This window comes from Vineibacter terrae (assembly GCF_008039615.1).
In the GTDB taxonomy this organism is placed as follows: Bacteria; Pseudomonadota; Alphaproteobacteria; order Reyranellales; family Reyranellaceae; genus Vineibacter; species Vineibacter terrae.
Map to the genome: position 1 here is coordinate 106039 of NZ_VDUZ01000021.1, position 15570 is coordinate 121608.

General features: G+C 65.5%; 11 protein-coding genes. 7 read left to right on the forward strand and 4 right to left on the reverse strand.

Features of this window, described 5'->3' with window-relative positions:
* Positions 1 to 12: 12 nt before the first annotated feature.
* Together FHP25_RS18985 and FHP25_RS18990 are read right to left on the reverse strand one after the other, a co-directional pair.
* Entirely contained in the window at positions 13 to 1536 is a 1524-nt protein-coding gene (locus FHP25_RS18985; protein ID WP_178133632.1) for a sugar ABC transporter ATP-binding protein, read from the reverse strand.
* A 201-nt stretch (positions 1537 to 1737) separates the two neighbouring features.
* Entirely contained in the window at positions 1738 to 2859 is a 1122-nt protein-coding gene (locus FHP25_RS18990) for a substrate-binding domain-containing protein (protein WP_218578447.1), read from the reverse strand.
* Between the two features lie 522 nt (positions 2860 to 3381).
* Here FHP25_RS18990 and thrS point away from each other — a divergent pair.
* The 3 genes from thrS to FHP25_RS19005 all read left to right on the forward strand — a co-directional run bounded on the left by thrS (position 3382) and on the right by FHP25_RS19005 (position 6757).
* Positions 3382 to 5325, forward strand: coding sequence for a threonine--tRNA ligase (gene thrS, locus FHP25_RS18995; protein WP_147848520.1), 1944 nt, complete (start codon positions 3382 to 3384; stop codon positions 5323 to 5325).
* 112 nt (positions 5326 to 5437) lie between these two features.
* Complete coding sequence (gene infC / locus FHP25_RS19000; RefSeq protein ID WP_147848521.1) at positions 5438 to 5962, forward strand: translation initiation factor IF-3; 525 nt, start codon at positions 5438 to 5440, stop codon at positions 5960 to 5962.
* Positions 5963 to 5968: 6 nt separating this feature from the next.
* Positions 5969 to 6757: an alpha/beta fold hydrolase gene (locus FHP25_RS19005; RefSeq protein ID WP_147848522.1), complete on the forward strand. Its 789-nt coding sequence runs from the start codon at positions 5969 to 5971 to the stop codon at positions 6755 to 6757.
* 49 nt (positions 6758 to 6806) lie between these two features.
* Here the strand turns inward: FHP25_RS19005 and FHP25_RS19010 are convergent, their stop codons facing one another.
* Entirely contained in the window at positions 6807 to 7829 is a 1023-nt protein-coding gene (locus FHP25_RS19010) for a tetratricopeptide repeat protein (RefSeq protein ID WP_147848523.1), read from the reverse strand.
* Positions 7830 to 8078: 249 nt separating this feature from the next.
* On the opposite strand from FHP25_RS19010, the gene acnA reads away from it, so the two are divergent.
* The 4 genes from acnA to FHP25_RS19030 all read left to right on the forward strand — a co-directional run bounded on the left by acnA (position 8079) and on the right by FHP25_RS19030 (position 14374).
* Positions 8079 to 10772: an aconitate hydratase AcnA gene (gene acnA / locus FHP25_RS19015; protein WP_147848524.1), complete on the forward strand. Its 2694-nt coding sequence runs from the start codon at positions 8079 to 8081 to the stop codon at positions 10770 to 10772.
* Between the two features lie 81 nt (positions 10773 to 10853).
* A complete protein-coding gene (locus tag FHP25_RS19020) occupies positions 10854 to 12002 on the forward strand; it encodes an alpha/beta fold hydrolase (protein ID WP_147848525.1) in 1149 nt (382 codons plus the stop codon).
* Positions 12003 to 12230: 228 nt separating this feature from the next.
* Complete coding sequence (locus FHP25_RS19025; RefSeq protein ID WP_147848526.1) at positions 12231 to 12773, forward strand: TRAP transporter small permease subunit; 543 nt, start codon at positions 12231 to 12233, stop codon at positions 12771 to 12773.
* The gene (locus FHP25_RS19030) at positions 12770 to 14374 is read left to right on the forward strand and encodes a TRAP transporter large permease (RefSeq protein WP_147848527.1); all 1605 of its coding nucleotides are present in this window, start codon (positions 12770 to 12772) and stop codon (positions 14372 to 14374) included. Before FHP25_RS19025 ends, FHP25_RS19030 begins: the two co-directional genes overlap by 4 nt.
* 79 nt (positions 14375 to 14453) lie before the next feature.
* On the opposite strand, the gene FHP25_RS19035 is transcribed toward FHP25_RS19030, so the two are convergent.
* Positions 14454 to 15554: a TRAP transporter substrate-binding protein gene (locus FHP25_RS19035; protein WP_147848528.1), complete on the reverse strand. Its 1101-nt coding sequence runs from the start codon at positions 15552 to 15554 to the stop codon at positions 14454 to 14456.
* Positions 15555 to 15570 lie beyond the last annotated feature (16 nt).

Here is a 15570-nt window from a genome sequence, read left to right on the forward strand (position 1 = left end):
CGCGGGGCTCTTTCAGTGCACGGCGTCGGTCTGCAGGCTGAGCGATGCGGCCACGATGTTGGCTTCGGTCATCGCCTCGCCGGTCAGGACACGCACGACACGGCCCTGGTAGAGGATCGCGATACGATCGGACATCCCGATCAGCTCGTCGTAGTCGGTGCTGTAGAACAGGATGCCGGCGCCGGCATCCGCGAGGCGGCGCACGATGCGATACAGCTCCTCCTTGGCGCCGACATCGATGCCGCGGGTCGGGTCCATCAGCAGGATGACGCGTGGCTCGGTCATCAGCCACTTCGCCAGCACGACCTTCTGCTGGTTGCCGCCCGACAGGCTGCCGACCGGACTGTCGAGTGTCTCCGTCTTGATCCGCAGCGCCTGCGCCGCCTCGGACACCAGCTTGGTTTCGGTGGCGTGATTGATCAGCAGGCCGCGCGAGACACGGCCGAGCGCCGCCAGGGTCATGTTCTCCCGCACCGACATGGCCATCACCAGGCCTTCGGTCTTGCGGTCCTCCGGCACCAGGGCCATCTGCAGCCCGGCCGCGCACGCCGCCGCCGGGCCGTTGATGGCGATCGGCCGGCCGTCGAGCGTCACGCCGCCGGTCATCTCGCGCAACACGCCGAACAGGCCCAGCAGCAGCTCGCGCTGACCCTGGCCGTCGAGGCCGCCCAGGCCCACGATCTCGCCGCGACCGACCGACAGGGTGATGTCCGACAGCCGGTCGGTCCATGACAGCTTGTCGACCGCCAGCACCGTCGGACGATCCGCCACCGGCGCCGGCTTGGCGGGATAGACCTGGGTGATCTCGCGGCCGATCATCATCTGCACGATCGCATCGTGGCCATGCTCGCCGCTGCGGAAGCTCGCGATGCGGCAGCCGCTGCGGAAGACGGTGCAGGTATCGGCGAGATCCTCGATCTCGTGCATACGATGCGAGATGTAGAGAATGGAAAGGCCGCGTCGACGCAGGTCGCGCACGATCTTGTAGACCCGCTGGGCATCGGCGGCGGTCAGCGCCGAGGTCGCCTCATCGAGCACCAGGATGCGCGGGTCGCGTCCCAGCGCCTTGGCGATCTCGATCAGCTGGCGGCGCGACAGCGGCAGATCCTTCACGTGCAGGCGCGGATTGATGTCCTCGCAGCCGATCGATGCCAGCAGCGCTTCCGTGCGGCGGATCTGGGCCCGCACGTCAATGAGGCCGAGCCGGCGCGGCGCGTCGGTGATGCAGATGTTGTCGGCGACCGACAGGTCCGGGATCAGCGACAGCTCCTGGAACACGCAGGCGATGCCGTGGCGGATCGCATCGCGCGGCGTCTGGAATGCCGTCTCCTGGCCGCCCAGCGCGAGATGCCCGGTGTCTGGGCGTATGGCGCCGCCGATCACCTTGATCAGGGTGCTCTTGCCGGCGCCATTCTCGCCGAGGATGGCATGGATCGAATGCGTCGACGCCGCGAAGTCGACCGCGTCGAGCGCGAGCACGCCGCCGAATCGCTTCGACACGCCGGACAAGGCGAGGAGCGGCGTCGATGCGTCCACCCCCTCCCGCGATCCGGCGCTGGCGCGCGCATGCAATGCGTCGGAACTCATGCTCACAGGCGCAAACCTTGGTAACCAACTCGCCCCATCCTTGAGGAGCAGCCTGCAGAACCGTGCCCGAAGGGCGTGCAGCCCGAGGCGGCTGCAGCCCATGCTCCGGAACGGCCGCCGCGCGGCTCCTCATGACGAGGAGACCGGACGCTAGTTGTTGTCAGGCGTCTGCTTCAGCAGCTCTTCTATCGGCAGCACGACGTCGCATTCCTTGAAGTCGGCGCCGGCCTGGAAATTATCGGGCAGCTTCGAGGAATAGTTGGCGCCGTCCTTGAGGTCCTTCGAGTAGAGGGTCGGCACCGGCAGCCCGACATGCTGCGGCAGCTTCTTGCCCTGCAGCAGCCCGATGAGCCCCTTCATCGCGACCACCGACAGCGCCGGCGATTGCACGCGGGCGATGCTGGTCCAGTCGTTCTGGTTGATGATGCGCAGCGAGCCGTTCTCGCCGGCGCCGCCCACGGGCACCTTCGGATGCTTGGCGTCGAGCAGCGCGTTCATCAGGCCGGTCGTGCCATGCTGTGTGACGAAGCCGATGAACTGCCCGTGCGTCGCGATGGCATCGGACACCACCCGCTGCACCGTGCCGTCGTCCCAGTTGCCGACGACGCTCACGATCTCGATCCCCGGCTTCTTGCCGAAGACGTTATGGAAGCCGATGGAGCGGTCGCGATCGACCGAGTTGCCGGGCAGGCCGCGGATTTCCAGGACCTTGCCGGTCTTGGTCTTGAGGTTGTCGAAAACGAACTGGGACTTGACCTGCTCGAAGTCGATCTGCGGCTCGTTGACCAGCATGATGTCGGTGCTGTCGACGACGTTGTCGAACGACACCAGCAGCGTGCCGGCACGCCGGGCACGCGCGATCGTCGGGCCGAAGGACGTCGGGTTGACCGCGATGAAGATGATGCCGTCGTAGCCGGCAGCGACGAGGTTATCGATCGCGGCGATCTGCGTGGCCACGTCGGTGCCCGTGCTGATGATCTTCAACTCTTTGAAGTTCTTGGCATTTTCCGGTCGCGCCGCCCATGCCTTGAGGCTCTGGATCATCTGGATGCGCCAGCTGTTGCCGACGAAGCCGTTGACCAGCGCCAGGCGATACGGCCCTGGCTTCGCCGGATACGACAGCGTCTTCGTCGTGCCCGGCATCGGCTTGAAGCATTGCGGCTCGAACGCCTCCTGGGCGCTGGCCGATGTGGCGCCACCGAAGAGAAGCGCGCCGCCGAAAGCCGCGAGCATTCCCGCTCGGAATAAATGGGACCGAGTCAGCCTCGTCATGAGCATCCTCCTCCGAACGTTTCGTTCATTGCCGCTTCGCACGCCGGCTTGTTCAACTATGTCGCAGAGGAAGCAGGAGCGAAAATACATATATCTCCGGATTATCGATCTAATTTTTAGATATCTGATATGACGATGCCTCGACATGTGCGATCGCTTCCCTGCATCCATGCCGCGTATGGTTCGACGATCTCGCACGCGGTGATGCGCCGGGCGAAGGCTGGACCGGACCGTGTCCACCCCGGCCAAATGGGCCGATGCTTGCACGCCGACTGCTACGCCTTGACAGAGCACGACCCTGAAAGTACCTGTTCGGCATGATTCAGCGCCCTGCGCCGCATGATGCCCGCCAAGCGGGTATTCGAACTTCTCACGACCGAACTTGAGGCGGCCGGGCGCTTTCTCCTGCGCGGGATGGCCCCCCGGCCCCAGGTGTCCCTGCAGCAGCCACGGACGATGGATGCTGCGGCGCCCGGACCTGTTCGGCCGGCGCGGTTGTTCTCCGAATTCGAGCCTGTACCCATGATCAATATTTCCCTGCCGGACGGCAGCGTCCGGTCTTTCGAGCGTCCCGTGACGGGTGCCGAGCTTGCCGCCGGCATCGGCGCCGGCCTGGCCAAGGCTGCCCTGGCGATCAAGGTGGATGGCGAGATGCGTGATCTGGCGCGTCCGATCGACAAGGACGCCAGGGTTGCCATCGTCACGGCCAAGGATCCCGATGCGCTCGAGCTGCTGCGCCACGACGCGGCCCACGTGCTGGCGCAGGCCGTGCAGGAGCTCTATCCGGGCACGCAGATCACGTTCGGTCCGGCAACGGAAAGCGGCTTCTACTACGATTTCGCGCGTGCCGAGCCGTTCACGCCCGAGGATTTCGAGAAGATCGAGAAGCGGATGGCGGAGATCGTCGACCGCGACCTGCCGATCGAGCGCGAGGTCTGGGACCGGGCCAGGCTCAAGAAGCACTTCCTGGAGCACGGCGAGACGTTCAAGGCCGAATGGTCCGACGAGCTGCCCGCCGGTGAAGAGATCACGGTGTACCGCCAGGGCACGTGGCTGGACATGTGCAAGGGCCCCCACCTGCCGTCGACAGGCAAGCTGGGCAAGGCCTTCAAGCTGATGCGGGTGTCGGGGGCCTATTGGCGCGGCGATGCCAGGAATGCGCAGCTCCAGCGCGTCTACGGCACGGCCTTTTTCGACCGCAAGCAGCTCGACGCCTACCTGACGCAGCTCGAGGAGGCTGAGCGGCGCGACCATCGCAAGATCGGCAAGGAGATGGGCCTGTTCCATCAGCAGGAAGAGGCCGCCGGCATGGTGTTCTGGCACCCCAAGGGCTGGACGCTGTGGCGTGTCCTCGAGGACTACCTGCGACGGCGCCTGGACGAGGCAGGCTATCTCGAGGTCAAGACGCCCCAGCTCGTCGACCGACGCCTGTGGGAGGCGTCCGGCCACTGGGCCAAGTTTCGCGAGAACATGTATCTCTCGGAGAACGAGGAAGGCCTGCGCGCGTTCATGGACAACCAGGCCCAGCGTATCTTCGCGCTGAAACCCATGAACTGCCCCTGCCACGTGCAGATCTTCAACCAGGGCCTCAAGAGCTACCGCGACCTGCCGTTGCGGCTGGCCGAGTTCGGCTCGTGCCACCGCTTCGAGCCGTCCGGCGCCCTGCACGGCATCATGCGGGTGCGCAACTTCACGCAGGACGACGCGCACATCTTCTGCACCGAGGACCAGATCAAGGACGAGACGATCCGGTTCTGCGAGCTGCTGCGCCGCGTCTACGGCGACATGGGCTTCCCTGACTTCTTCGTGAAGTTCTCCGACCGGCCGCCGGTCCGCGTCGGCAGCGACGACGTATGGGACCAAGCCGAGAACGCCTTGAAGGAAGCGTCGCTGGCTGCCGGCCTGCAGTACCAGATCAATCCCGGCGAAGGTGCGTTCTACGGACCCAAGCTGGAGTTCGTGCTGCGTGACGCCATCGGCCGGGACTGGCAGTGCGGCACGCTGCAGGTCGACTTCCAGGTGCCCGGCCTGCTCGGCGCGAACTACGTGGCCGAGGACAGCTCGCGCCGGACACCGGTGATGCTGCACCGCGCAATCTTCGGCTCGTTCGAACGCTTCATCGGCATCCTGATCGAGCATTATGTGGGACGGTTCCCGCTCTGGATGTCGCCGACGCAAGCGGTGGTATGCACGATCGTGAACGATGCCGATGCCTATGCCGGCGAGGTCGCATCAGCCCTTGCGGCCGCAGGGCTGCGGGTCGAGACGGACCGGCGCAACGAGAAGATCAACTACAAGGTCCGCGAGCACTCGCTGGCCAAGACGCCGGCGCTGATCGCCGTGGGCAAGCGGGACGTCGAGAATCGCACGGTCGCGATCCGCCGCCTGGGCTCGGAAAAGCAGGAAACCCTTGCGCTGGACGAGGCTGTCCATAGATTGTTGGAGGAAGCGCGTCCGCCACGTTAGACGGTGCGCCGCAGCATAAAGTCGGGTGGGGTCCGGTCGGCCCTGCCCGCGTCCCGCCACCCGCGGCCCTGCCGCGGGGGCATCAACACAGGAGACGACGATAGCCAGACCGATGCAGCAATCCGCGCCCACCCGCGAGGGTCCGCGCGTGAATCGCGAGATCCGGGCCTACAATGTCCGGCTGATCAGCGAGACTGGCGACATGATAGGGGTGCTCGACACCCGGGAAGCCATCGAAATGGCGATGGAAGCCGGCTTGGACCTGATCGAGATCTCGCCCAATGCCGATCCGCCGGTGTGCAAGATCGGGGATTTCGGCAAGTTCAAGTACGAGATGCAGAAGAAGGCCAACGAGGCCCGCAAGAAGCAGAAAGTCATCGAGGTCAAGGAAATCAAGCTGCGCCCCGGCATTGACGACCACGACTACGATGTGAAGATGCGTCAGATGCGGACCTTTCTCGGGGAAGGCGACAAGGTGAAAGTCACGTTGCGCTTCCGTGGCCGCGAGATGGCGCACCAGGATCTGGGCATGAAGGTGCTTGAACGCGTGCGCGACGACACGGCCGACCTGTCGAAGATCGAGCAGTTTCCCAAGCTGGAAGGCCGCCAGATGGTGATGGTGCTCGCCTCGAAGTAGGAGAGCATGGCCGATTTCCATGTCGATCTGCCGGACCGACGGATCCGCGCCCGTTGGATCAGCCGGGACGGCAGCTCGTCGCGCCCGACATTCGTCTTCCTGCATGAGGGCCTGGGCTGCGTGGAGATGTGGCGGGATTTCCCGGCGCGGCTGTGCACCCACACCGGCTCCCGCGGACTGGCGTATGACCGCACCGGCTATGGCCAATCCTCACCATGGCCGGCCGCCCCCGGCCTGCGCTACATGGAGATCGAAGCCGATGATGTCCTGCCCCGCCTGCTCGCCGCGGTCGGGATCACGGATTGCATCCTCGTGGGCCACAGCGATGGCGGCACGATCGCGCTGAATTACGCCGCGACCAACCCGGCGCCGCTGCACGGCGTGGTGACGCTGGCGGCCCACGCGATCAACGAGCCGGTCTGTGTCGCCAGCATCGTCACGGCCAAGGCGGCGTTCGAGACCGGCGATCTGCGCGCCCGCCTGGCGCGCTACCACGGCAGCAATGTCGATGGTGCGTTCCGGCTGTGGAGCGACGCCTGGCTGGCGCCGGGCTTCGAGCCGATGGATGCCGCCGGACGGCTGCCGGGCGTCGAGATCCCGGTGCAGGCGATTCAGGGCGAAGACGATGAGTATGGCAGCGAGCTGCAGCTCGGCATCATCGCCGGCAAGGTGTCCGGCTACTGCGAGACGCGCCTGATCCCCGATTGCGGCCACAGCCCGCACCTGCAGCAGCCCGACCGGGTGATCACGGAAATCGCCCGCTTCATCGGCCCGCTGGGCAGCGAAGGCATGTGAGCGCATTCAGACATCCGCGCTGCCATCCCGAGCGAGGCGAGGCTGGCGATCAACGCAAGCGCTTGAGCTCGGCGGCCGCCGCCCAGTTGGCGAAATGGGTAATGCCGCAACGCGCCTGGGTCAGGCGCAGCAGCTCCCGGGCGCGGGCCTGATTACCCTGCCGCACTGTGTCCATGGCCATGAAGTAGGACGCCAGGCAGCGCCCGTCGGACTGCCGCGCGTCCTTGTCCGTTTCGGCAGCGATCTCCAGCTCCCCGACGGTGAGGCGCCCGGCCAGGAAACGGGCGATCGGCGCCGGCCAGGCCTCAGGCTCGCCGTAGCTGCGCAGATCCGACGTCAGCAACCCGCGCGCATCGCGGCGCAGCTTCACATTGTTGGCGTAGCGCCACAGCACCAGATGGATCGGCCGCGACACCGACGAGCCTGTCTGCAACAGATAATCCAGGTCGCCGACCGCTTCCTTGTAGTTACCGTTGGTGTAATAGGCCTGCGCCCGCAGCCGGCGCACCACGTCGCTGGTATCGGCGTTCAGGTTGAAGTCGGCCAGGGCCAGCGCGTAGTCGCCCTGCATCATCCGCGCCTGGCCCCGGGTCGTGATCAACGGCGCATAGCCCGGCTGGTCCTGCAGGGCACGGTCGACGAGGTCGATGGCGGGCTGGGTCCGGCCGGACGCCGCCATGTCGCGGGCCCGGCTCGCCAGCAGGTCGTACTTCAATGTCGGGTCGGTCCGCAGCGCCCGCTCGATGTCACGATCGGCCTGGGCCTGGTTGCCGGAGGTCAGATTGAGCATGGCGCGGTGCATCAGGAGGCTGCCGCGCTCCTTGGCGGACAGCTCCCTGCGCTCCAGCTCGCGATCCACGGCGGCCACGGAATTGATGGCGCCGACCAGGCCATGCGGCAGCGGGTTGGGCGGGCCGTCAGCGCCGCCCTCCTGCCGATTGAAATCCCGCGCCATCGGGTCCCAGTCACGGTCCATCGGCACGCCGGTCTGCGCGGCCAGCGGCGCGGCCAGCGCCGCGGCCAGCGCCGCGACCATCGTCGCCACACCAAGCCCGAGGAGGAAACCGCGCATGCCCTGGTTCTCCATATCTCGACCCGGAGGGCAGACCAGCGGCGATGGACCCATCGGGCCGCACGAACCTGCCCATCCAGCATACAACGCGAGCACACGCCGATCGTATCCGGTCAGGCCTGCTCTAGCGCGTCACAAGCGCGCGTGAAACAACGAACTGATTTGACGGATTGCCCCTCCCGGAGGGGCGGCCTATTTTCACGCTAACATTCCGCTGCCCCCGACGATGCACCCCAGGAGAGACGGACAATGGCCGCGCATCCCAACAGCTTCAAAGCCCGAAAAACCCTCAAGGTCGGCAACAAGGAATACACATATTTCAGCTTGAAGGCGGTGGAGAAGGAGGTCGGCGACCTCAGCCGGCTACCCTACTCGCTGAAGGTGCTGCTGGAGAACCTGGTCCGCAACGAGGACGGCAGCAGCGTCACCAAGGCGGACATTGCGGCCTTCGCCAGCTGGCTGAAGGAAGGCAAGTCCAGCCACGAGATCAACTTCAGGCCCGCTCGCGTGCTGATGCAGGACTTCACCGGCGTCCCGGCCGTGGTCGACCTGGCAGCGATGCGCGACGCGATGGCCAAGCTGGGCGGCGACCCCAAGAAGATCAACCCGCTGGTGCCGGTCGACCTGGTCATCGACCATTCGGTCATCGTCGACAATTTCGGCAACAGCCGCGCCTTCGGCGAGAACGTGAAGCTGGAGTATGAGCGCAACGGCGAGCGCTACCGCTTCCTGCGCTGGGGCCAGCAGGCGTTCGACAATTTCCGCGTCGTGCCGCCGGGGACCGGCATCTGCCACCAGGTCAACCTCGAGTACCTCTCGCACGTCGTGTTCGTGAAGAAGGACGGCAAGGAGCTGACCGCCTACCCCGACACGCTGGTCGGCACCGACAGCCACACCACCATGGTCAACGGCCTGGCGGTGCTGGGCTGGGGCGTCGGCGGCATCGAGGCCGAGGCGGCAATGCTGGGCCAGCCGCTGCCGATGGTGATCCCCGACGTGATCGGCTTCAAGCTCACCGGCAAGCTGCGTGAAGGCGCCACGGCCACCGACCTGGTGCTGACCGTGACCCAGATGCTGCGCAAGAAGGGCGTGGTCAACAAGTTCGTCGAGTTCTACGGCCCGGGCCTGAACGAAATGCCGCTGGCCGACCGCGCCACCATCGCCAACATGGCGCCGGAATATGGCGCGACCTGCGGCTACTTCCCGATCGACGAGGAAACGCTGCGCTACCTGAAGGTGACCGGTCGCGGCAAGGCGAACGAGCTGGTTGAGGCCTACGCGAGGAAGCAGGGACTGTTCCGCACCAGCAAGTCGCCCGACCCGGTGTTCACCGACACCCTGGCGCTCGACCTGGGCGACGTGCAGCCCAGCCTCGCCGGCCCCAAGCGGCCGCAGGACCGGGTGCCGCTCGACGAGGCCGCCGCGCAGTTCGTCGCCAACATGGACAAGGAGTTCGGCCGCCGCGATGACGGCAAGCGGGTCAAGGCCGAAGGCACCGACTACGATGTCGGCCACGGCGACGTCGTGATCGCCGCCATCACCTCGTGCACCAACACGTCCAACCCGTACGTGATGCTGGGCGCCGGCCTGATCGCCCGCAACGCAGTCAAGCATGGCTTGAAGGTGAAGCCCTGGGTGAAGACATCGCTGGCGCCGGGATCGCAGGTCGTCACCGACTACCTCGAGAGCGCCGGCCTGCAGAAGGATCTGAACAAGATCGGGTTCAATCTGGTCGGCTACGGCTGCACCACCTGCATCGGCAACTCGGGCCCGCTGCCGGAGCCGGTGTCCAAGGCGATTACGGACGGCGATCTCGTCGTCGGGTCCGTCCTGTCGGGCAACCGCAACTTCGAGGGCCGCGTCAATCCCCAGACCCGGGCCAACTATCTGGCCTCGCCGATGCTGGTGGTGGTCTATGCGCTCGCCGGCTCGATGAAGATCGACATCACCAAGGACCCGATCGGCGTCGGCAAGGGCGGCAAGCCCGTCTACCTCAAGGATCTGTGGCCTTCGAACAAGGAGATCGCGCGCGCCGTCGAGGAAAACGTCACCGCCAAGGCGTTCAAGACCCGCTACGCCGACGTCTTCACGGGCGACAAGTTCTGGCGCAGCATCAAGGTGCCGACGAGCCTGACCTACAATTGGGACGACACGTCGACCTACGTGCGCAATCCCCCCTACTTCGACGGCATGGGCAAGACGCCGCAGCCGATCGCCAACATCGCCGGCGCCCGCCCGATCGGCATGTTTGCCGACTCCATCACCACCGACCACATCTCGCCGGCCGGATCGATCAAGAAGGACAGCCCCGCCGGCAAGTACCTCATGGAGCACGGCGTCAAGCCCGAGGATTTCAACCAGTACGGCACGCGGCGTGGCAACCACGAGGTGATGATGCGTGGCACCTTCGCCAACATCCGCCTGAAGAACGAGATGGTGCACGGCGTCGAGGGTGGCTTCACGCACCACTACCAGACCGACGAGGTGCAACCGATCTTCGACGTGGCCATGCGCTACAAGCAGGAGGACACGCCGCAGATCATCATCGCCGGCAAGGAATACGGCACCGGCAGCTCGCGCGACTGGGCAGCCAAGGGCGTGAACCTGCTGGGCGTGAAGGCCGTGGTGTCCGAGACGTTCGAGCGCATCCACCGCTCCAACCTGGTCGGCATGGGCGTGCTGCCGCTGCAGTTCAAGGACGGCATGACGCGCAAGGATCTCAACCTGACCGGTTACGAAACCTTCGACGTCAGCGGCATCGACGGCGGCCTGAAGCCGCGCATGGACCTGCCGCTGACCATCCACTACCGCGACGGCAGCACGCGCACCGTGACGGTGACCTGCCGCATCGATACGGCCGAAGAGATCGCGTACTTCAAGAACGGCGGCGTGCTGCAGTACGTGCTGCGCAACCTCGCCCAGGCGCCGTCGGCCGCGGCCTAGGGAGCGGCGGCTCGATCACCGATGCCACATCGCTGGCACGATGTATCCTGTGCCTTCCCCCGGAGGGGGAAGGCCTAGCACATGGCTGAAGCCCCGCCACAGCCAGCACGACATGCCTGTTCGGGCTATGCCGGCCTGGCTGTGGTGGTTCCCGACCTGGCGGCATCCGTGGCGTTCCACCGCCGCTGGCTGCCGCTGCTGGGCTTCCGCCGCATCGGCAGCGATGCGGACGGCGCCTTGTTCATGCGCCGCTACGACCACCTGATGCTGCGCCAGGCGATCGACGGGCGCCCGCCGACGGGTGGCATCACTATCGCGCTCCATGCCGACAGCCGCACGCAGGTGGACGCGATCCATGCGCAGCTCCTCGCCCTGGGCGCCGAAGCGCTCAGCCCGCCACAGGAGCAAGCCTATTTCGCGCCGGGCTACTATGCCTGTGGCGTGCGAACCCCGGACGGGCTGCGTTTCGACATCGTGCATCGCTGGCCGGACCTGCCGGAGATCGCCGGGACCGAGCTGGTCCGCCTGCCGGGCGCCGACGGCATGACCCTGGGCGGCTATCTGTTCAAGCCGGAAGCGGGGCAACCGCCCCATCCGGCGCTCGTCCTGCTGCACGGCTTCGGGCGCGACGCCTGGACGGAGCGGCACCTGGCCGAGCTCGCGGCAGCCTCGGGCTACAAGGTGCTGGTGCTGGCCCTGCGGGGCTGGCTCGGGTCCGACGGCGACAGCGACCAGGGCCTGCGGCAACCCGACGACGTTGTGGCGGCGATCGACTGGCTGCGGCGGCTGCCGTCGGTGGACCCCAGCCGCATCGGCCTGATCGGCTCCTCCATGGGCGGGCAGATCGCATTGCTCACCGCGGCACGGCACCCGCCGATCCGCTGCGTGGCCGCGCTGTTCCCGCCGACCGACCTGGAGCACTGGTACACCGCCAATCCCCATATGCAACCCTACCTGGACGACCTGGCGGACGCCGAGGGCTTGCAGCTGCGTTCTCCCATCCATCACGTAGGCGATATCGACGTACCCGTGCTGCTGCTGCATGGCGACGCCGATGAGAACGTCCCGCTCGACCAGAGCCTGCGCATGACCGAAATGTTGCGCGAAGCCGGCAAGGAAGCCGATCTGCTGATCGTCTCGGGCGCGAGCCACTTTTTCTCGGTGCGCGAGAACGCGATTGCGCGGCAGCGTCTGTTTGCCTTCCTGCGCCAGCACCTCAGCCGGCGCTGACGGAGCCATGCGGCAACGCCCATGCACGCATGCGCGACTGCTCAAATTTTCGGCTGGCGCTCTGGTCCGCTGACAAAAGGCTGACGAAAGATGGCCACGGGGTGACGCACGGGTCGCTGGCGAGGGAGAATCGGGTGGCGGCGAGGCTAAGTTCTGCTAAATCACACATGAGTTTTATGCGAGGGAAAAGCTGCCTGGCACAATGGGCGGCATCCGGGAGGACTCTACGTGAGATTGCTGCTTGGTTTCAGCGCGTTCGTTGACGGGCTCAACGAGCGTCTCGGCAGGATTTGTGACTGGCTCGTCCTGCTGGCCTGCGTCGTGAGCGCCGGCAATGCGATGGTGCGGTATGCCTATGATACCAGCTCCAACGCCTGGCTCGAGATCCAATGGTACATGTTCGCCGTCATCGTCATGTTCGGCGCCTCGTACACCCTGAAGAAGAATGAGCACGTGCGGGTCGACATCGTCTACATGATGTTGAGCGAGCGTCAGCAGATCTGGGTCGACATCATCGGCATCATCCTTTTCCTGATGCCCGCCTGTGTCCTGCTCGGCTGGCTCTCCTGGCCGTTCTTCCTGCAGGCCTACGCGGTTGACGAGCATTCGAGCAATGCCGGTGGCTTGCTGCGCTGGCCGATCAAGCTTGTCATGCCTGTCGGCTTCGCGCTCCTGGCGTTGCAGGGATTGTCCGAGCTGATCAAGCGGGTCGCCGCGCTCGAGGGCCTGAAGGTCGCACTGGAAACGAAATACGAGAGGCCAGTGCAATGACCCTCCTGGAGCTGATGCCGCCGCTGATGTTCGGCGGCCTCGTGGTTTTCATGTTGTTCGGCTACCCGGTGAGCTTCTCGCTCGCTGCGGTCGGGCTGTTCTTCGGGTTCATCTCGATCAACCTCGGCTATTTCGACCTGAACTTCCTGCAGGCCATCCCTGGCCGCGTGTTCGGCAGCATTCTGTCCAACGAGCTCCTCCTGGCGATCCCCTTCTTCACTTTCATGGGGGCGATCCTCGAGAAGTGCGGCCTGGCCGAGGACATGCTCGAGTCGATGGGCCAGCTGTTCGGGCCGGTGCGTGGTGGCCTCGGCTATTCGGTCATCATCGTCGGCTTCATCCTGGGCGCCATCACCGGCACCGTGGCCGCGCAGGTGATTGCCATGGCGCTGATCACGCTGCCGGTCATGCTGCGCTACAAATACGACATGCGCTATGCCACGGGCGTGTTGGCTGCCTCCGGCACCATCACGCAGCTCGTGCCGCCGTCGCTGGTCCTGGTCGTGCTCGCCGACCAGCTCGGACGTTCGGTCGGCGACATGTACCTGGGCGCCTGGGGACCGTCGCTGCTGCAGATCGCCCTGTTCGCGGCATATACCTTCTACCTCAGCGTCGTGCACCCCTCGCGGGTGCCGCCCATCCCGCGCACGCTGACCGGCTGGCCGCTGGTGGTCAAAAGCATGTGGGGCATCATACCGGCAGCGGTGCTGATCTTTCTCGTGCTGGGCACCATCATGCTTGGGCTCGCGACGCCCACGGAAGCAGGCGCCATGGGCACGATCGGCTCGATCGTGCTTGCGGTTGTGCGCAACGCCCCGCTGACCCGCTTCGACAAGTGGACCTTCGGCGCCGGGATCGCTGCGGCCCTGGTCGGCAGCGCCATCGGCATGGTGGCTTTCAAGTCGATCCCGTTCAAGATCGCCTTCACCGTCATGTTCGCAGCCATCATCTGGCTATGCTGGCGGGCCTGGACAACCGTGGAGCTGCGAACGCTCATCATCCAGGCCTTCCAGGCGACGATGCGGATCACCGCAATGGTCGCCTTCATCCTGGTCGGCGCGACTTGCTTCTCGATCACCTTCCAGGGCGTGGATGGCGGCATCTGGGTGGAACACCTGATGTCATCGCTTCCCGGGGGTGTCTGGGGCTTCCTGATCGTCGTCAACCTGTTCGTGTTCTTCCTGGCCTTCTTCCTCGACTTCTTCGAGATCGCCTTCATCATCGTGCCGATGCTGTCGCCGGTGGCGCAGAAGCTGCTGACCCCGGTCGTCGGCCCCGACGCAGCGCTGATCTGGTTCGGCGTGATGCTGTGCGTCAACGTGCAGACGTCGTTCATGCATCCGCCTTTCGGCTTCGCGCTGTTCTATCTGCGCAGCGTCGCGCCGAAAGAGGTCAAGAGCTCCGACATCTACTGGGGATCCATTCCCTGGGTCCTGTTGCAGCTGATCATGGTGGTGCTCGTCATCGCGTTCCCGTCGACGGTCACGGCGTTCCTTGACAAGCCATCCGGTATCGATCCCAACAAGGTCAAGATCGAGATCCAGTCGCCTCAGGAGGAAGACAGTCCGCCACCGATCGTCATTCCGCCCGCCAAGAACTGAGCCTTGATTGCGTCACCAGCGGCATGACGAACGAGGCCCCGCCGATGGCGGGGCCTCGCTCGCTTGGTCGCAAGGGATGTCAGCGCCCCTTCGCGGCCATCGTGAAGTTGAAATTGTCGAACGTGTTCTCCGCCACCCGGAACCACAGATTCTGGTCGGCGCGGAACGCCTTGAGGTGCTCGTAGACCTTCTTGAAGGTCGGGTTCTTCTCGGAGATCTCGTCGTAGGTCGCAAAGGTCGCGTCGAAGCACGCTTCCATCACCGGCCGCGGAAACGCCTTCAGCGACGTGCCGCTCGCCGCCAGCCGCTTCAGCGCCGCCGGGTTGCCGGCATCGTACTTCGGCACCATCCAGGCCGTGACCGCATCCGCCGCGGTCTCGACCATGCGCTTGTAGGCCGCCGGCAGCGCTTCCCAGGCCTTGATGTTGACGTACAGCGAGCCGACCGAGGCGCCCTCCCACCAGCCGGGGTAGTAGTAGTACTTCGCCACCTTGTTGAAGCCGAGCTTCTCGTCGTCGTACGGCCCGACCCATTCGCAGGCGTCGATCGTGCCCTTCTCCAAGGCGGGATAGATGTCGCCGCCAGCGATCTGCTGCGGCACCACGCCCAGCTTGGTGAGGATCTGGCCCGCGAAGCCGCCGACCCGGAACTTCAGCCCCTTCAGATCCTCGACCGTGTTGATCTCCTTGCGGAACCAGCCGCCCATCTGGCAGCCCGTGCCGCCGAAGGTGAAGCTGATGAGGTTGTAGGTCTTGTAGAAGTCCTGCAGCAGCGCATGTCCGCCGCCATGGTACAGCCAGGCGTAGTACTGGCGCTGGTTGATGCTGAACGGCAGGCCGGTCTCGAAGACAAAGGTCGGATCCTTGCCGAAGTAGTAGTAGGCCGCCGTCTGGCCGCACTCGACCGTGGCGTTCTGCACGGCGTCGACCACCTGCAGGCCCGGGACGATCTCGCCAGATGCAAAGGTGCGGATCTGGAACTTGTTGTCCGACATGTCCGCCACGGCCTTGGCGAAATGCTCGGCGCCGCCGAAAAGCGTATCGAGGCTCTTGGGAAAGCTCGACGTCAGGCGCCACTTCACCTCGGGCATCGATTGCGCGATCGCCGGCGCCGCGAGCGCGGTACCGGCAACGCCGACCGCGCCCGCACCGGCACGTTTGACGAATTTGCGACGGTTCATTTGGACATCTCCTCCT